Source organism: Saprospiraceae bacterium (assembly GCA_016717265.1).
Classification (GTDB): Bacteria; Bacteroidota; Bacteroidia; order Chitinophagales; family Saprospiraceae; genus Vicinibacter.
Map to the genome: position 1 here is coordinate 824,199 of JADKFX010000001.1, position 18,822 is coordinate 843,020.

Here is an 18,822-nt window from a genome sequence, read left to right on the forward strand (position 1 = left end):
TATGTCAAAAGCAACAGTTAACACAGATCTTCCTATAGCTTTGAAGCTCAAGCAATTATATGAATTACAGATCATAGATTCTGAGATTGATCAGGTTCATATCGTAAAAGGTGAATTGCCTGTAGCTGTTAGCGACCTTGAAGATGAAATAGCAGGTTTAATTACCAGGATCACTAAATTAGAATCTTCCATAGTTGATATGGAGAAGGATCAATCGAATCATAAAGTGAATATTAAAACTTCTGAAGAGAATATTAAGAAGTATGAAAAGCAGTTAAACGGTGTTAAGAATAACCGGGAATATGATGCTTTAAATAAAGAAATCAATTTGCAGCGTTTGGAAATTCAGCTTTCAGAAAAGAAAATGAAGGAAATGTTGGAACAAATAAAATTGAAAAAAACGGCATTAGATGGCGTAAAGGAACGTCAGGATTTAAAGCAAAAGGAAGTTCAAGAAAAGAAAGAAGAGCTTAGTAAAATTATTGAAAAAACAGAAAAGGAAGAAGCAACGCTTACCAAAAAATCTGAAAAATATAGAAAAGTTATTGAATCCCGATTATTATTAGCTTACCATAATATACGTTTAAGATATCGCAATGGACTTGCGGTTGTAACGGTAAAAAGGAATGCCTGCGGTGGTTGTTTTAATCAAATACCGCCTCAAGTTCAATTAGAAATTGGATTGCGTAAAAAAATCATTGCTTGTGAACACTGCGGTCGTGTCTTGGTAGACGATCAGATAATGGAAGTGGAAGGATAATATTATATCCAAACTTCAAAATGTTTAGACTATCCAAAGTCATTTCATTTAGTATTTCTTTTCTTTGTTTTAGTGCTTCCTATTCGCAGCAGAGTTTTTGCAAATTCACTCCTGAAATAAAAGCAATATATAATACGATCCTGCAATTGGATTTGGAACAGGCTAAAGTTGAATTAGGAAACAAGCCAATTAAAGATCCAAACAAAGCCTATTTATTACTTGAAAACTCAATCGATTTTTATAAATACTTTATCCTAGAAGAAACACCTGATTTAGAAGCATCTAAGAAACAAAAAGAACTTCGTCTCCGCACCATTGAAATAGCGGCTTTACCAATTGAATGGAGTCGTTTTTTGAAAGCAGAGTTACTTCTTCAATGGGCAATGATTCATGTTAAACAAGGTGATTTTCTAATTGGTTTTCAAAATTTTCGGGAAGCTGTTAGTTTATTGGAAGCGAATGTTGAGCAGTATCCAGATTTTAAGTATAGTTATAAATCCTTGGGTATTTTACATGCTTTACTTGCTGGAATTCCGGAATCATTTAAATGGGCGGCACAACTTATTGGTTTAAAAGGACATTTGGTTACTGGAAAAGAGGAATTACAAGGTTTTATAATGTTTGCAGAAACCAATCAAGATTTGTTTTTAGAAGAGGCATATGGAGCCATGAGTTTTTTAATTTCATATCTTGAAAACAAACCTGAGCAAGGCTATAATTATTGGATTAAAAAATGGGATTAAAGGAACCCAATCCTTTATATGCATTTGTACAAAGCAGGTTAGCAATTCGAGCAAACTATAATGATGCGGCTATAAATATTTTGCAATCACTGCCTATCGAAGAGCGAAATAAATTACCTTATTTACATTTTCTATTGGGTCTTGTAAAATTACAAAAATTGGATGTTAATGCAGAACCAAGTTTTAAATTTTATTTGCAGCAATATAAAGGTCAATCACATCTTAAAGAATGTTACCAAAAATTAGCGTGGAGTTCTTTAATTCATGGGAATCGAGCTTTGTATCATTTATATATTTCAAAATGTTTGACTCAAGGAATTCAAGTAAGCGATGAAGATAAACAAGCCTATTTAGAAGCATCTCGAAAGCAAAAGCCGGATTCTATTTTATTGCGGGCGCGTTTATTATGTGATGGGGCATATGTTGGGAAAGCATGGGAAACACTTTTAAAAGTGAAAGATGATTATTATAAAAACCCTGTATTTCAACTGGAGTGCGCATATCGTTTAGGTAGAATTTTCCAGTTGAAAAAGGAATACGCGCAGGCATTGATTCATTTTGAAGATGCGGTTCATTTTGATCTTGAGGAACGGACTTATATGTCGTGCAATGCTTTATTACAAATGGGATTAATTAAAGAAGCCTTGAATCAAAAGAATGAAGCACGCACGTACTTTAAATCTGTATTAGACAGGAAACCGGACCAATATCAGCGATCGATGCAACAGAAAGCTAAATCTGGTCTTTCGAGGTTAAATTGAACGTCAAATTAAAATCTAAAAGCAATTCTTTAAATAAAGCCTACATTATTAAGAAAAATCCTATTTTTGCGACCCGAATTATTTAAAATTTACCACTTTTTGCACACACACTCACATATATTTAGGATTTGGCGTGGTAGCTCAGCTGGTTAGAGCGTGCGATTCATAATCGCAAGGTCGGGAGTTCAACCCTCCCTCACGCTACAAAAGAGAGATAAAAAGAAGGAGTCGATTAAGGAATTGGCTCCTTTTTTTATGTAAATGAAAGTGAAAAGCTGGTTACCTACCTGACCTTCGTCAAGTAGGCAGGGATCGTGCGATTCATAATCGCAAGGTCGGGAGTTCAATCCTCCCTCACGCTACAAAAGAGAGATAAAAAGAAGGAGTCGATTAAGGAATTGACTTCTTTTTAATCTAGGAAAGAAAAATATATCGCTAATAAATTTCCAATTAAATTCTATCAGCAATTATTATTCATTGAAAAGAATCGAAATTCTGGAATTATTGCAAGGAATAAAGCACATTTTAAGAAGCCAGCCCCAAATGCTTACAAATTAGATATTATTTCAATTTTACATAATGGGTTTAGTTTTGACGACCAAAGCATGATATTATGGAACGCGATCATTCAGCAAAAACGAATATCCTTTAGTATTTTTATGGGTCAGGTTAAAAAACTGGGAAGCAAGAAATATCTTTTCTTTTAATAATCGGGTATCCGTTCGAAATACAGCGCGTGGCGAGTATTTTTCGCCCTTGCTTTAAGGAATTTCTTTTATTCAATGAATCTGAGTTTCACTATCGTGTTGAGCAAAAAACTTTGGTAGAAAATTAGAAGCTGATGCCTGGTGAGTAAGCAAAAGCGCCTTATTTCGAACAAGCTTTTTGGTTCTTTTGAGCGATTGCAAAAGAACGAAAGATTTTTGATCACGCTACACTCTATAGATATAAGTAAATTATTTTGAAAATTCAGAATCGAATTCTATAAGATTTAATATTGAAGACATTTTATTTTAGTCCCCAAATTTAAATGTGTTCCATTTTTATTTACTGGATAGTTTGTGTTTGAATGGGATTCTTAAATAGGTAGGTTTTTAAAATGAACACTATTTTTTTAGTGGATAGGAATTCATCAGATTAGGGATAAAATGCAATTGAAAAAATTCTCTTTTGATGTATTGGTAGCATCCTATTTTAGTGAATTTAAACACGCGAATTATATGATATTATCGAGTGCTTAATTAGATTCATACATTGTAAAATAATTATTTGCTTTGATTCTTTTGTGCAATGAACTCGCGGACATTTATGAATCGGAAAACAAAAGCTAAAAACAGAACAATTAGGCCTGATAAAATTGCTTTAACCGACCAGTTTAATTCAAATAATTTAATGCCATAGACAAGTAGTGTTGATAAAATTATAAAACTAATTATTTTTAACCAAAACTTTGACTCAAGTCTAATATTGGTATTTCGTTCAATGTACCAAACTTGAGCTAAAAACAAACAAGAGTGCGTTACTATGGTAATAAATGCAGCACCCAGTACTCCCCAATGTGATATCATAAATAAATTAGCGCCAATACTTATCAGGAATGCAATAAAATAATAAAATAGTAATTTATTTTCTTTATGAATCGCCTGGAATAATGCACCGTAAATATAATTTAAACTGGCAGGAATAAATGCAAGCATGCAGAGCGAGAATGTAGTGGACCAATATAAATCTGATTGATGATATAATAAATTCATGATTTCACTTGAATAAAAACAACTTACAAGCACAATCGAAAGCGTTAGGCTAACTAATAAATTCATGGACATCTTAAACAAATCTGATAATTTGTTTTGATCATTATAGAGTACTGAAAACATGGCAAGTAATAAACTTCCAAATGCTAAAGAAATCATACTCGAGGCTTCAAATAATCGCATGGAGGCTGCATAAATTCCGGATTCATGCTCCCCTTTTTCCATTATTCTGCCTATAAGAAATACATCAATTTTATTATATAATGAACTAAATAAATAAATACCTGCAAAGGGAAGACAAGCAAGTAGAATTTTTTTTACTTCTGAATATTTTAACCATTTTATTGAAATATTCAGCTGTTTTTTTGCAACAAATAAAACAGCAGTTACTAAAGTTAATGAAAGGGAAATCGTTTGAATCCAAATAAAGGATTGAATTCCTATATAATTTGAGAACGCCGTATGCCAAAGCAAAAAGCTACCCAAGGCAATCAGTAAAATGCGATCTAAAATAGAGATAAAACTATCTGTTTTATAAAAACCTAATCCAGATATGCTGGATCTAAAAAAGAAAATGCCACTAACCAATACCTGATTAAATGCCAAATGCATCAGAATTGGAACTCTTTCAGCTTCTAATGGTAACACAAAAGCAAATAATAAAATGCAAAGACCATAAATTATGGAAAGTATAATTTTAACACCAGCAAAATCTTTATATTCAAGGTGTATTGTTTTCCGATTTTGGCTTACATATCGATTCGTATAATTTTGGATGCCAAAATCATTAATAAATTGAAAAAGTAAAGTAAAATTAAGTAATTGAAAATAGATTCCATAAGATTCTGTCCCCAATTTCAATTGCATTTGTCGGTCTATTCCTAATAAATAAAAGGCTTTTATCAATAGACCTAGTACCAATAGGATTAAAATATTAATTGCAAATTCTCTTTTCATTGTAATCGCACAAGATACAAACTGAAAAGACTTGAAAAAGAGCTAATCCTATATTTATATCTAAGGCGCATGTTTTTATAGACCTCAGATAAGCAGCCTCTTAAAAATGTTAGTTATAAATAGGTATTGATTCTTTATTATTTGATGATATTTTGATTTGATATGTTTAAATGAATTATTTTGGAGCTCTAATTCAAGTTCATGAGTCGTTCTGCTTTTCAAAATAGACAGATTTTATTATTTGTTTTTATATTATCTACTGCTTCTCAAAGTTTTGCACAAAGTATTCGCTTTCAAAAGACCTATGCGCCTGAAGCTTTCAAAGCAGGTGTCAAAAATAAAGATGCAAGTTTTTACGATGTTGAAACACTTTCAGATGATGGATTTGCTACCCTTGGCTTTTTAACAGATAGTTTAAATCGTTCTGAAGGATTTATAGCTCGATATGACTGTACTGGAAAGACCCTGTGGACAAAAGTATTAGGTGCTTCTGGGGCACCAACGAATACCAATGCCGGTATTGTAGAAACTGATCAAGGAGATCTTGTTTTCAGTTTTAATTTAGGTACTGGCTTTTTTAGAGCATCTATTTTGTGTGGTAAAATAGCGAAGGATGGACAGATAATCTGGATGAAGCGTATCGGAAATAATACTGAATTTGGCCGGGATATTGTAAAGACCCCAGATGGTGGTTTTGTGATTGTAGGGAGTACTGGATTTTATGGAACCGATTTTCAAGCAGACGATATTTATATGCTAAAATTAGATGCAAATGGTAACATCCTTTGGACTAAAACATTTGGAAATCCAGCAGGAACTTATGACGAAGCATTTGCTGTAAAATTAGACTCTAAAAATAATTTAATTGTAACTGGCAGATGTATTGCAGACACTACATTTCAAGCATTTATTTTAAAAACAGATCCTTCTGGAATTCCAATCCAATTTAAAACCTATGGTTACCATAATCAACGAACAAATGCCTTTGATATATTGGTAGACAAAGAAGATAATTATCTCATAACCGGATTTACAACAATCCTTGAAACAGATCATACTTCGGCTGAAAGTGATCCTTATTTGATTAAAGTGGATAGTGCTTTAAACCTCATATTTGCAAATGTATATGAAGTAAATGTTGGTAGAGATTTTAGTACTATTGGGGAAGGTCTTTGTTTATTGGATGATGGTGGTTATGCAATTGGTGTGAGTACTTCTTCATTCTCTAATCATGACATATCTGGTCCAAGTGCGCCAAATAAAAATGCCTTGTATATAATCCGTAAAGATGGTTCCATTCGGAAGGCATTCCTTTATAATATGCATGGTTCTCAGTACACCCGGGTGAGAAAAAGTAGTATGGGTTCTGTATTGTTAGGTGGATTTTCAAGAGCCTATACTGATAAAAATGTAAGCCAGGGATTAATTATTAAAACAGATAATTTCTTTTTTTCAGGATGTAATGACATTGATGTTACACCAGAATTAACACTTTATAAGCCAAGCTGGCAAATCGCTGATTTTAAATATCAAACGAAATCTGGAAACAAAGTACTAGACTACATTAATGTTAAAGATTCATTGATAAAAGATTTTGTTGTTTGCGAAGAAATACCATTACTAACACCAGATTTTGAAGGGCCTCAAAGTATTTGTCCGGGGCAAGCTCGTTTTATAGACCAATCCGGTGGACCTGGTATAAAATATTGGATCGTAGATCAGGATACAATACATAAGGATGGAAATTTAGATTATTTTTTTAACACACCAGGTATCCATACAGTTACACTCGTATTACAATTTAGTTGTGTAATAAAAACACTATCAAAAACAATTGAAGTATTGCCAGCGTTTCAAGATACAATTAAAGAAACAATATGTCCGGGCGTAACTTATAATTTTAAAGGTAATAATTACACTAGTGAAGGTATTTATACTGTAAGTTTACCAGGGACAAATGGACAATGTGATTCTATTTTTGTACTTGATTTAAAATTTTTGCAGCGATTACAATGGAGTGAGAATCATGAATTTTGTGGATCAGAATTTAAAATTTATGATAAAACATTTACCCAATCAAATTCAAATGCGAATGTGATTCTAAAAAATCAGCAAGGCTGTGATAGTTTAGAAATTAAATTAAACGTGACGAAAATATTTTTAGATTCAATAGTAGATTTGGATCCAAAGAATCCAATAGATACACTTTATTTTTGCGATACTATACGGATTGGAAGTAAATTATTTACTACAGCTGGAAGTTATACCAATGAAATCGTAGACACACTAAATGATTGTGTTCTTTTGAAAATTAATGTGACCTTAATTAATAATTGTTTTTGCCTTGAGTTTCCAAATTTATTTACACCTGAAAATGGGGACGATCTCAATGATGAATTCAAGCCCTATAATCATTGTGGTGAAATTATTGAAGCCTTTAAATTAAATGTATTTAATCGATGGGGTCAAAAAGTTTTTGAATCGAATGATTATAAACTAGGCTGGGATGGTCGCTTTAAGTCTGTACAAGCACCACCCGAAACCTATATGTATCATGCTGAATATAAAATTCGATTTACTGATCGTACACCGATTCAAAAAAGTCAAAAAGGTGCTGTCTCATTAATTCGGTAATTAAAGGTTTTTCAAAAGCAAGGATAGCGCATTGCAATACGATATTAACGGCAGGTATTCGCTTAAATTATATTGATATTCAAACTATTGTTAAGATATTTCGATTTAAATCCGAGTTTTAAATCTGTATTAAAACTTAATTACCAGCCAATGTAAGAATAGAATAAGGTTGATGATGATACCAATTCTTTGATTCTTCACTTCAGCATCAAAAAGAGAAGGATAGAATACCTGATAATAATTTAGTATTTATTCCTTTTTCCTATCCGGTTTTCTCTTCTTTCTTTCAATTTGCGAATTACTTCTTGGTTAAATTCCATTTCAGCAGGTTCTAATTTTGCAAGTTTTTTTGATGGTAAAATGGCTTTAAATTTTTCGTAATAATTCTTTTTAAGCGAAAGTTCTTTTTCCTGAATATTAAATTGATCTTCTAAAGCTTTTTTAGATTCTTCATCTGTCATTTCGTTTTTGCGTGCATCCCTTTTATGAAAGATCAGATCCTTACGCAATTCCATTCTCTTTTTTGAGAATTCATTATAGACTGGCCAAAAATGAGTTGATTCTTCTGTAGTCAGATCTAGTTTATTTGTTAAAAATGCAACCCGCATGGCTTCCATTTTTTCCATCATTCGTTGTTTACCTTCAGGACGCATCTCTGGATCGTCTTGAGCAGTTCCAATGATAAGCTTGCTTATCAGGAAAAGGGTGATAAAAAATATTCGTTTCATAGATTTCGATTTAAAATTTCTTAATTATTATTATTCAAATAGCTCAATGATAAAATCGGATGTTTCATCATCCATAGTCTCCATGATTTCAAGAGAATTGAGTTCATCTTCATTTAAAATACTTGCCAAACTTTGATGTTCAAATTCATTCGAGTAGGTAGAAACATACTCTAATAATTCTTCTTCCGAGCTCGCTGCCAAATAATCAACATGGGTGGATGTGTTATATAAATTCATAACAAACCAGGAAATGACTATAACGAAACTTGCAGCAGCACTAAAGACCCAAAGCTTTTTAAAAGAGCCTGGTATTATTTTTGAATTTTGTTTTAATTTTATTTTTGATAATACTTTATCTGAAAAATTTTCAAAATATCCATTGGGAACTTTAAAGACGTTTTGATTCAATTCTTGAGGGATCGCTTCTTTTTCAATGCGATCCATAATTCTATTTGTTAAATTCTCAAAATAGTTGACTGGTAATTGAAAAACATTAGAATTGTACTGTTCTATTTTGTTTTCTTTGTGAATCCGATCTAGAATATGATCTGGAAATTTTGTAAAATAGTCTGCAGGTAATTTAAATATAGTTGGATTGATTTTATTTAAAAATTCATCTTGTTTGGCACGAACTATAATACCATCTGTTAAATCTGTAAAATAAGCATTCGGCACTATAAACGGATTAGAATGTTTTAATATTTCCTCGTGTGGTAATTTGGGATCTTCATGTATATTTAAAGAATCGTTCATTTTTAAATTAGTTCTTTTATTTTAAAATAGTCTTCAATTTTTTTAATTGCATGATGATACGAAGCTTTCAAAGCACCTTCTGAAGTTTGTAATACTTCAGACATTTCTTTGTAAGACATTTCATCGTGATAGCGCAATAAAAATACCTGTTTTTGTTTCTCTGGCAGTCTTGTTAAAGCTTCTTGCAAATGAAGTTGAATTTGATCACCATCAAAATATGGATCCGCTTTTAATTGACTAATTGCAGGATGCTCCTCCTGGTTTTCTACAAAATCATATTGGAATTTTTTATTCCGTTCGATAAAAGTCAAACTTTCATTCGTAGCGATTCGGTATAGCCAGGTAAACAGACTGCTTTTTTGTTCGAATTGTTCGATGCTTCTATATACTTTTATAAAGGTATTTTGGAGGACATCATCGGCATCATCATGCGATAAAACCATTCTCCGAATATGCCAATACAGCTTTTGTTGAAATTTTTCAACTAAGGCCCTGAATCCTTTTTCTAAAGATTCCGGTTTACTGATCCATTCAAGGATAATTTGGTCTTCCAGTATTGTATTTCCTGCCATCTGTATGTAAGACTTTAATTATTAGATTTCGTTTAATTCAGTTGATTAAAATCATCCAATTTATCAAGGTAAAGAATGGTTTTGCCATCTATATATTCAAACATAGGCTGAAACTTGGCATTATATATAATACTTTCATAATGGTAAGACTGCATAGAATGAACCATTTGATTGTAGGTTTCGTCAAACCCTTTTATCATTACCAAAACCTCCATATGATATTTTGAAACTTCATTAAGTTGAAGTTCATAAAGAGGACTTTTTTCATCAATGGCATGATTCAAAGTCCAATTCAGCGGAAAAAGTGCAATTTTATTGATTTCCAAAGGTAAATTTCTTAAAATCCTGTTATTTGAATCTTCTGGTGTAAAGGATATAATTAAGTTGGCTTCCATATCAATTAAAGTATTCGTAAGTGCATTTGCAATTCTAAGTTGAAGGCCATATCCTTCTTTGAAAGGAGCAATCAATACATTTTTAGAATACAATATTTTGGCTTGTGGTTTACTAAATTTTGCATAAACAAGACCCGTTATAATCGCAAAAGTCAATAATCCGGCTAAGGCCTCCATTCCAGCAATACCTGAGATTAGAAAGCCTTTTGGGTGCAAGCCTCCATAGCCTACTGTGGTAAATGTTTGCACACTAAAAAAGAAACATTGATAAAATTCAGTCCATTTTGAACCCATCTCAACACCCATAATCTGTTCAGAACCAATAAGATAATAGATAGAGCCAAAAATCAGGTTGATGACAATATAATAGAGGACAATGAGGAGTAAAAATTGAATCCAGGACATTTCAATTAATTCATGAAACTGACTTCTACCAGGTACACCAATTCTAAGAATATTAAATTTGCCATCATCCGTAATCATACGATTTTGAGTTTGGTTATAGGATTTTCCAAAACCAAAGTCTTCTTTAGTAGGGTCTATTCTTTCTGCTGGATTTATTTGTTCTTTCATTAACTTTGAATTGTTTGTGAAATATATTGCCAATTGTAATATTGCAATGATAAAGAATAATCAATAAATCATGGGATGGTTTGCTAGGACGATATTGAAACTAATTGGGTGGAAGGCAACGGGGCATGAAAAATTGTTTAATCTTCCAAAATACATCATCGCAATAGGTCCACATACTTCAAATTGGGATTTTCCATTGGGAATTTTGATACGGGCTGCATATGGGCTTTACAAAGTACGATTTTTAGGTAAAGAAAGTCTTTTTAAGCCACCTTTTGGATTCATTTTCAGAGCATTAGGCGGGTATCCTGTAGTTAGAAGTAAGCATATAAACCAAGTGGATTCTTATATTCAAGTATTTAATGAGAACCCAGAGTTTGCAATTGTGGTTGCCCCAGAAGGTACTAGAAAAAAGGTCGACCGCTTAAAAACGGGTTTCTATTATATTGCGAAAGGTGCAAACATCCCAATTATACCAACGATTATGAATTATGAAACGAAGTCAGTAGACTTCAGCAATGCCTTTTATGCTGGCAACAGCGACCAAGAGGATATCCGCAGTTTAGAAGATTTTTTCAGAAACCGACCGGGTAAATACCCCGAATTAAGTTTTTAAATAAATAGTTTTTCAAGAATTTAACCTTTCTTTAAAATGCTAGTCCAATGACTAATAATATCTTTATACCAGAATTGACAAGATGAAAAAATACATTTACTTTCTTTTTTTAATGACCGCTATCTCTATCCTAACAATGTCAAATAGGAAAGGTCGAGCCACAACTGTAGGTTTAGGTAGCACGGGTGCACCCGGAGATGATAATACGGTATGTCAGTCTTGTCATAATGGTCCAACAGACATCGAAGTTAAAATTTTTGTTTTAGATCAGGCTGATACAATTACTAAATATGAAGCTAATAAGACCTATCAAATTCATGTTAGAGTAAATCATGCTGGAGGAAATGTCCCGAAAGCACATGGATTTCAAATGACCTTATTAAAAGCGATAAAAGGTCAGAATGGAGAAAATTTGAAAGATATCACTCCGATCAGTCAAAATGTAAAATTAGTAACCATTAGAAATGGTCGACTTTATGCAGAGCAAACCGATAGAAGTGCAACCAATTTATTTGAAGTACAATGGAAAGCACCACTTCCTGGTTCAGGACCTATAACGATTTATGCTGGGGGCACTGGAGTAAATTCCAATGATTCTGATAGTGGAGATGGGGGTTCTAGAACGTCCTTACAAGTGGACGAGGCATTGCCTTCTTCTGCAGATAATACTGGAATTAACAAAGTGTCTATTTTTCCAAATCCTTTTGTTGATAAATTTTATATCCAGGGAAATTTAGAGGATGTAAAAGAATTAGAAATTATGAATTTGTTTGGTTCTTCCGTTGGTTATTTTAAGTTATATGAATCCAATAGAACCATTGATTTAAGCAATTTAAATGATGGTATTTATTTTGCAAAATTTATAAATCATCAAAATAAGATTCTTAAAACGCAGAAATTAATTAAGAAAACACAACGTCCATAGTGACCTCTATTTATGGGTGATGAATTGCTACCGGAATATTCTGAACAATTTCTTGAAAATCAGGATTTGGAGAATCAATGGATTCAATCTATAAAACTTCGGGTAGAAGAATTATTAGAAAAAGATCCTGGATTATTATTTAGTCATTTGTATCGATTGGATGTTGATGAAGGAATCCTTAAAAACATTCTTAGTTCAGAAAGCTCTGTTAATTTATCAGAAGCCATTTCACGTGAAATCTGGAAAAGACAAAAATCCAGAATTATAAGTCGCAAAAACAATCCGCAAAATATTATGCTGGATCCTGATTATTTCTAGCAGAATTTTAATACGCTATAAAATTCAATAAATTTTTTAATATGGAGCTAATTTAGAGATTCCAATTATATTAATTTAAATAATTTATTGGAACATATGCACTGCAAGATTTTTTATTTTGCCAATCGAATGGTATTTTCTAAATATCCTGGTCGCCTGCTACTTGCTTCAAGTTGAATTCTTTTAGTAGCGATAAGGCGTTCTTTCGGACTGAATAGAAAAATTTGTGGTTGTTGAATATATAAAATTTCTTGAAACTGTAAATAAGCAAGATTGCGTTCTTCTTCATTCTTGGTTGTACGAATAATTTGAATTAATGAATCTGTTTCAGAAGTCGCAAAACCACATCGATTAGAACCACCTGGTTTAGCATTGCTACTATGCCAACTTTGATAAGGATCAAATAAGGAAGGGGATTGTTTGCCGGTTAATACGGCAATTTCAAAATTTCGTTCATTTAAATCTTTTAGAATTAATGCAAACTCCTTCGTTTCAGGTTTTATTTCTATTCCAACTTTTTTAGCTTCCTCTTGAAGCAAAAGGGCTAATTTTTTTCCGGTTTCACTTGAAACTAAGAGTTTGAATGATAGTGTGATTAGCTTATTATTTATTTTTTTATCAAGTATACCATCTTTATTACTATCTGACCAACCGGCATTTTGTAAAATCGCTTTAGCGGAATCAGAATTTAATGAAATTGGTTTAAGACGCTGATTATAATAAATCCGGGATGGATGTATGGGTCCAACAATAGGATCTGCAAGACCATGCATTATGTTTTTTATAAATCCAGGAATGTCAATTAATCGTGCAAGTGCATTTCGAATGGCAGGTTCCGAAAGGGAAGTTTTTGATGTATTCAGTTCAAGATAAGTATATTGAAAAACGCCGGGAGTAAAAAATTGTAATTTATTTTGATTTGTATTATCAGATTGAAGTGCATTAAATTGTTTTGGTGATATTTCAGTAGCTAAATCTATACTACCCTCTTTTAATGCAAGAATAGTAGCTGTTTCATCGGGCATGATTAAATATTCAATTCGGTCAGGGTAAGATTGTAACATTGAAATGCTTTCTGCAATTTTTGTTCCCCACCAGTTTGATTTTTTTTGCAACACAATTTTTGAGCTTGCATCCCAGCTTTCCAATCGATAGGGTCCTGAACCGGCAATTTTGCTTTTACACATTTCTGCAGTTTGAAAAGCATCAGCAAATTTTTGTAATTCCAGAAGTTCTTGTGGTGACCAGGAACTGCTATCTTTTGTAATGAGATCGGCTACTTGATATTTGTTCATAATTTTTTCAGGATCATAAACAGCTTCAGGATAAAGATTTATATTGCCAGCTATTTCTGCACCTAAAATATAATTTTTTTTGATTTGGATGATTAAGTGTTTTGGTTGTGATGGATTTAATTTTATAGCTACTATATTTTTTAGAAAACCTTTCCATGTAGGATTTTTAATAAATGGATTCAAAGCGGCTTTCACAGTGAATGCATAATCGCTCGCAGTAATTGGGCTTCCATCATCCCAAACTGCTTCCGGACGAATATCACTTTCGAATGTAGTCATGGTGTCATTCGTTTCAGTAACTCTTGGAATATCTAATACTAATAATGGAGTTAATTCGATTTTATCCATGCTATATTCAATCATGGGTAACATGATCAAGGGTTCAATTTGAGTTGCAGAACTCGATTGAGATACTATTGGATGTAAACAATCCACATCTTCCTTTAAGCGAATTCTCAATGTAAATCCTGAATCTTTTTTATCAGGATTGCACGAGGAATAAAATAAACTAAAAATTAAACTAAATACAATAAGAATAAAATTGAATTTCGAAAACCAATATCTTAGGCAATCTGTTAGCTTATTCATATAACGGTATTTAATCGTGTACTTAAACTAATATTAAAGTCGGTAAAGATACAAAATTGCAATGAAAAAAATACTCATAGCAGGTGGATCCGGTTTGGTTGGTCAAAGTTTATCAAAGGCCTTTTTGCAACAAGGAGATGATGTAAACTGGCTAAGTCGCAATCAGCAAGAGACCCGATATAAAAGTTATTATTGGAATCCTGAAACCAATGAAATCGATAAGAATTCTTTTCATTCACAAGATGTGCTTATCCAATTGGCTGGGTGTTCAATTGGTGACAAACCATGGTCGAATCAAAGAAAAAAGGAAATTGTAAATTCTAGAATTCAAGCTATTCAAACCATATACAATCATTTAAAAACTGAGCATATTAGAATTCCTCAAATTATACAAGTCTCTGCAATTGGATATTATGGAGATCGCGAGGATGAAAATTTAAGCGAAAACGCCTCCCCCGGAAAGCATGGATTTTTAGCAGAAGTCTGCAAAGAATGGGAGCAAGAAGCAATGCGCCTTCAAGAATTTACAGATCATTTTTGCATTATAAGAATAGGGCTTTATTTGAGTACTAAAGGCGGCATTTGGCCTAAAATGATTCAGACTACACCTTTTCATTTATTAAATTATTTTGGTTCTGGTAAGCAATATTATTCCTGGATACATTTTGAAGATTTTAATCGCGCGGTTTCCTTTTTAATAGATAAACAGCTTGATGGAATATTTAACATGACCGCACCCAATCCAATTGCGAACAAAGCGTTTATGAATCAAATTAAAAATCAATTTACAAAATGGATGCTGCTCATAGGAATTCCGCAATTTGTATTGAAGTTAATTTTGGGAGAACAAATCGAATTGCTAATGACATCGGCTTATGTTTTACCAACTGGATTGCAGGCTCAGGGATTTCAATTTAAATTCGAATCTAGTGAAAAGGCTATCAAGAATTTATTAAAAGAAGGTTAGTGCAGCCAAAAAATTTACAATTCTAATTTTAGGGGATATCATTTTTTAATTTGATTCATATGCTGAATGATATCTTTAAATAGCAATTCAACTATCCATACAATTCAAAACGGATTTGTTCTCTGGAATAATTTAATTCAGAAAACAAAGTCACCACAGCCTGATCGATCATAGCAGACCAACCACAAATCATAAATTGCATAGATTCGGTAGGATATGATTTTTCTTTTAGAATTTGTTTGTAAACTTCATGCACATAACCGGAGTGAAAATTTAATTTATCGTGTTTGATTTTAGTGGGATCCAATTCCCGGGAAAGACAAATATGACAATAGAATTCAGGAATATTTTCCAACCAATTTATTAAATCATCCGTATAAATTAGGTCTTTAATATTGCGGGTGCCATAAATAATATGGACAGAGCGAAAATAATTTTTTGCAAATTCAATTTCTTGCAACATAGATCGGAAGGGTGCTAAGCCCGTCCCGGTACAAATTAAAAAGAGATTCAAATCCTTATTTTCCGGTAGTATAAAATTCCCTTCCGGACCTTTTACTTTAAAAGTATCAGCAATTTTAATTTTATTAAAAAAATAATCAGATGCTAGACCACCTTCTTTATAGGAGATGCAAAATTCAATTTCATTTTGATGGGTATTGCGATTTGCTATACTATAGCTTCTCCAGCGTTGTGCTCTTTTTTCACCAATCGGCAAATCACAGGTTAGGAATTGGCCAGCCTGAAAATCAAATATATCTGGAGTTTCAATTTTAAATAAAAAGCGTTTTGTATTTGCGCTTTCATCTATTATTTGATGAAGTTGTATTGGATACCAAATTGCCGGAGGCATAAATATTAGGAATAAGAATTAAGATAAGAACAAGAAGGAAGTTAAAAAGATCAAAGAATCAGCTCAGCGTAGGGTATAATTTTATCAAATCCTTTAGATTTGAAATAATTTTCTGTTTCAGCAAGCCCTTTTGGAGCAGTTACCAGCACCAAATCTCCACCCCAGGCACCTAAAGATTTAATTTCACCAAAATAATCTGAAAAGAGTTGATCTTTTATGCGTTGTTTCCCAGTATAATTTTGAATTAGCTTTTCATGATCTTTAATCCAGGATTCAAAACTATCTAATGAATTAATACCTAATAATTTTTCAGTTAAATGGTTTGCTTCTTCAATTAATTTTTTATCAGGTTTCTGATTTTTTAATTTTTGAACTTCATCTTTACTGCTTACCTTTTGTTTGAGTGGAACAAAATAAAGTTTGTCTTTGAAAGAAGGTTTAAATTCAATTTCTTCAAGATCAATAGAGCCATCTCCAAGCGTATATAAGATAGGACCTTCAGCACCGGCACAAGCAACATCATACCCGGAACCTTCTGCCACATCAAAATAAAGGTGATATGGATTTACATCCGCCCAGCCTGCCATGTTATGGATCAAGGTAGAACTCGAACCAAGTCCCCATTCCAAAGGAAATTCAAGGTAGTGATCTACTTTATATTTTTTCCAATGGGAGAGGAATTCAGAATTATTTTGACAACAAGCTTTTAATAATTTTCTAAGGAATTTGGAAATGGATTCATCGGTACTTTCAGTAACATCGAAGCCCATGAGGTCGATTTCTGCAGAAAACCACTTTTTTCCATCCGGACCAAAGGAATTCCAAAGAATTTCAGACCCATTGAGCTCCTGAACTTTCATTTTTTGACCTAATTTACAAGGAAGTGCCAGTGCAGTTGCACCAAACATGACGAGATACTCTGAGCTCATCAAAACTTTGCCCCTTGCGTAAAATTCAGCTTTGATAAAAAAATGGTTTAACGAAATCCGTGCGAAGATACTAAAAGAGTTTATATATGTGTATTTTTAATATGATTTTACTAATTATAGCGCTTTGGAATGCCATTCAAGATAAAGCCTCCACCAGGATCCTTTTTCGAATAGGCAGGGTATGAATAAGATTTTAAATTAATTTTGGTTTGAAATGAAATTCAGGAAAACCGTTTTGTACATTTCCTTCTGAACCGGAACCAATATTATCCAGGTTCAAGTTTTCTAATTTAATGAAACGGTCATAATGAAATATTAAAGGGGAGTAGTTTGACTTGCTTAATGATGCGTTTGTAAAAAATGCTAATTATTTAGTTTAAAAACTTTGAAATACTTTTAATTTTATTGGAAGAAACCAGGGAGTTGTTTTTTAGCAATTCAAATTTTGATTTAGCCTCATTCAATTTATGATTCATGAGATCTAACATGCATAAGTAATACAATGCTTCTGTTTTATAAGGATCCTGAGAATCAACATAAAGTATATTCAATAAGCTATCGGCTAATCCATAATTTCCGATTTGTAAATGTATATGCGCGATGTAACGTTTGGCAATTAAGTTTGATGAATCCTTTTCTAAAATTAGGGAAAATTGTTTTTGACTGATTTGTAAATTGCCTTGATCAAATGCATATATGGCAGAATCTAAGGCCGTATTTAATGCTGATTCTGATCGTTGAGATTGTGTAGCTGGTTTCTCATAAAGCGTAGCATAGACTTGATTAGAATCAATCGATTTAGACAACAATTCAGGGTAAAGAAAATAAATACTAAGCACACCAATTATAAGGGTAGCTGCAACAGAAAATATCCATTTTAAGTTGGAATTGTTATTTTTTAAAGAGTTTAGTTGTTGTCTGGTTTCAAATTCAATAAAGGTTTTTGCCAGTTTTTTGGCATTTGAAAAATTGGTAACTGCAGCACGAAGTTCCAAATCCGATTCTAAAGAAGATTCAAAAGCAATTTTCTCCTCTGAGGATAGTTTGTCATTTAAATAATCTTCTATTTGATCGTAGAACTTGCTCATTGCGTTAATGCGAGTTTAATATCCGGGTTATGTTGTACTAATTGTATAAGTTCTTTTAGGCAAATACTTTTCTTTTTACGCACCATTCCTTCTGATTTATAATCGAGTTTAGAAGCGATTTCATCCATTGAAAATCCGTTAGCCCAATACATCAGAACTTCCTTACAGTTTTTTCCAATTTTGTCTAAAACACTTTGTAAAATAGTTCTTTTTTCTGAACCTAGAATTTCGTCCAAACTATTTTCATCCGGATTGATAAAATCAAGATTATCAATAGCAACCATGTGTTTTAACTTCATCCGTTTTTTAGATTCAGCAAACCATAAATGTTTTGCAATTCCCATGAGGTAAGCAGAAAGATCGCCTTCGATTTTAAATTCCCGATTCGAAAATACAGATTTAATAAATTGCACAATCATGTCATCAAATAAAATGTCGGCATCTTCCGCATTGCCAAAATGATTCAAAACGTACTGCTTAATGGATTGTTTCAAACGGGAATCCTTATATATCTGGTGTACGACAGCCGCACGGTTTTTTTCGGTTCCACGGATTCCTTGAATTATTTCCTGAATGCCCAAGCGGATACTTAATTGGATTGTGAGCTCAAAGT

Annotated in this window: 18 protein-coding genes and 1 tRNA gene; 9 read left to right on the forward strand and 10 right to left on the reverse strand. The window is 32.6% G+C overall.

Annotated elements, in window-relative coordinates; translation table 11 throughout:
* Position 1 precedes the first annotated feature (1 nt).
* From IPO86_03240 to IPO86_03255, 4 genes are all read left to right on the forward strand, one after another.
* Positions 2-760 carry a hypothetical protein gene (locus tag IPO86_03240; protein ID MBK9727113.1) on the forward strand — a complete coding sequence of 253 codons (759 nt, stop codon included), beginning with the start codon at positions 2-4 and terminating at the stop codon, positions 758-760.
* A 20-nt stretch (positions 761-780) separates the two neighbouring features.
* Entirely contained in the window at positions 781-1,503 is a 723-nt protein-coding gene (locus IPO86_03245) for a hypothetical protein (GenBank protein MBK9727114.1), read from the forward strand.
* A complete protein-coding gene (locus tag IPO86_03250) occupies positions 1,494-2,264 on the forward strand; it encodes a tetratricopeptide repeat protein (protein MBK9727115.1) in 771 nt (256 codons plus the stop codon). The genes IPO86_03245 and IPO86_03250 overlap by 10 nt, the downstream gene beginning before the upstream one ends.
* Before the next feature lie 130 nt (positions 2,265-2,394).
* Positions 2,395-2,468: transfer RNA gene (locus IPO86_03255), tRNA-Met, on the forward strand.
* Positions 2,469-3,529: 1,061 nt separating this feature from the next.
* Here IPO86_03255 and IPO86_03260 read toward each other — a convergent pair.
* Positions 3,530-4,975 carry a polysaccharide biosynthesis C-terminal domain-containing protein gene (locus IPO86_03260; protein MBK9727116.1) on the reverse strand — a complete coding sequence of 482 codons (1,446 nt, stop codon included), beginning with the start codon at positions 4,973-4,975 and terminating at the stop codon, positions 3,530-3,532.
* 201 nt (positions 4,976-5,176) lie between these two features.
* Between IPO86_03260 and IPO86_03265 the strand changes: the two genes are divergently transcribed.
* Positions 5,177-7,609, forward strand: a complete 2,433-nt coding sequence (locus tag IPO86_03265; GenBank protein MBK9727117.1) for a gliding motility-associated C-terminal domain-containing protein — start codon at positions 5,177-5,179, stop codon at positions 7,607-7,609.
* Positions 7,610-7,851: 242 nt separating this feature from the next.
* On the opposite strand, the gene IPO86_03270 is transcribed toward IPO86_03265, so the two are convergent.
* From IPO86_03270 to IPO86_03285, 4 genes are read right to left on the reverse strand one after another with little or no spacing between them, the layout of a single operon-like run.
* Positions 7,852-8,337: a hypothetical protein gene (locus tag IPO86_03270; GenBank protein ID MBK9727118.1), complete on the reverse strand. Its 486-nt coding sequence runs from the start codon at positions 8,335-8,337 to the stop codon at positions 7,852-7,854.
* Positions 8,338-8,367: 30 nt separating this feature from the next.
* Entirely contained in the window at positions 8,368-9,090 is a 723-nt protein-coding gene (locus tag IPO86_03275; GenBank protein MBK9727119.1) for a hypothetical protein, read from the reverse strand.
* 2 nt (positions 9,091-9,092) lie between these two features.
* Positions 9,093-9,662 (reverse strand): RNA polymerase sigma factor, encoded by a 570-nt coding sequence (locus IPO86_03280; GenBank protein MBK9727120.1) that lies wholly within the window; start codon positions 9,660-9,662, stop codon positions 9,093-9,095.
* Positions 9,663-9,694: 32 nt separating this feature from the next.
* Entirely contained in the window at positions 9,695-10,630 is a 936-nt protein-coding gene (locus IPO86_03285; protein ID MBK9727121.1) for a transporter, read from the reverse strand.
* Positions 10,631-10,700: 70 nt separating this feature from the next.
* Between IPO86_03285 and IPO86_03290 the strand changes: the two genes are divergently transcribed.
* From IPO86_03290 to IPO86_03300, 3 genes are all read left to right on the forward strand, one after another.
* Positions 10,701-11,246, forward strand: coding sequence for a 1-acyl-sn-glycerol-3-phosphate acyltransferase (locus tag IPO86_03290; protein ID MBK9727122.1), 546 nt, complete (start codon positions 10,701-10,703; stop codon positions 11,244-11,246).
* A 136-nt stretch (positions 11,247-11,382) separates the two neighbouring features.
* Complete coding sequence (locus tag IPO86_03295) at positions 11,383-12,171, forward strand: T9SS type A sorting domain-containing protein (protein MBK9727123.1); 789 nt, start codon at positions 11,383-11,385, stop codon at positions 12,169-12,171.
* 12 nt (positions 12,172-12,183) lie between these two features.
* Positions 12,184-12,489 (forward strand): hypothetical protein, encoded by a 306-nt coding sequence (locus tag IPO86_03300; protein ID MBK9727124.1) that lies wholly within the window; start codon positions 12,184-12,186, stop codon positions 12,487-12,489.
* A 113-nt stretch (positions 12,490-12,602) separates the two neighbouring features.
* On the opposite strand, the gene IPO86_03305 is transcribed toward IPO86_03300, so the two are convergent.
* Positions 12,603-14,372, reverse strand: a complete 1,770-nt coding sequence (locus IPO86_03305) for a hypothetical protein (GenBank protein MBK9727125.1) — start codon at positions 14,370-14,372, stop codon at positions 12,603-12,605.
* Between the two features lie 61 nt (positions 14,373-14,433).
* On the opposite strand from IPO86_03305, the gene IPO86_03310 reads away from it, so the two are divergent.
* A complete protein-coding gene (locus IPO86_03310; protein MBK9727126.1) occupies positions 14,434-15,339 on the forward strand; it encodes a TIGR01777 family protein in 906 nt (301 codons plus the stop codon).
* Between the two features lie 91 nt (positions 15,340-15,430).
* Here IPO86_03310 and IPO86_03315 read toward each other — a convergent pair whose 3' ends face one another.
* The 4 genes from IPO86_03315 to IPO86_03330 form a co-directional block, all read right to left on the reverse strand.
* On the reverse strand, positions 15,431-16,192 hold the full coding sequence (locus tag IPO86_03315; GenBank protein MBK9727127.1) for an FAD-dependent oxidoreductase: 762 nt from the start codon (positions 16,190-16,192) through the stop codon (positions 15,431-15,433).
* A gap of 50 nt (positions 16,193-16,242) precedes the next feature.
* Complete coding sequence (locus IPO86_03320) at positions 16,243-17,100, reverse strand: GHMP kinase (GenBank protein MBK9727128.1); 858 nt, start codon at positions 17,098-17,100, stop codon at positions 16,243-16,245.
* Positions 17,101-17,492: 392 nt separating this feature from the next.
* On the reverse strand, positions 17,493-18,209 hold the full coding sequence (locus IPO86_03325) for a hypothetical protein (GenBank protein MBK9727129.1): 717 nt from the start codon (positions 18,207-18,209) through the stop codon (positions 17,493-17,495).
* Entirely contained in the window at positions 18,206-18,790 is a 585-nt protein-coding gene (locus IPO86_03330; protein MBK9727130.1) for a sigma-70 family RNA polymerase sigma factor, read from the reverse strand. The genes IPO86_03325 and IPO86_03330 overlap by 4 nt, the downstream gene beginning before the upstream one ends.
* Between the last annotated feature and the right edge of the window lie 32 nt (positions 18,791-18,822).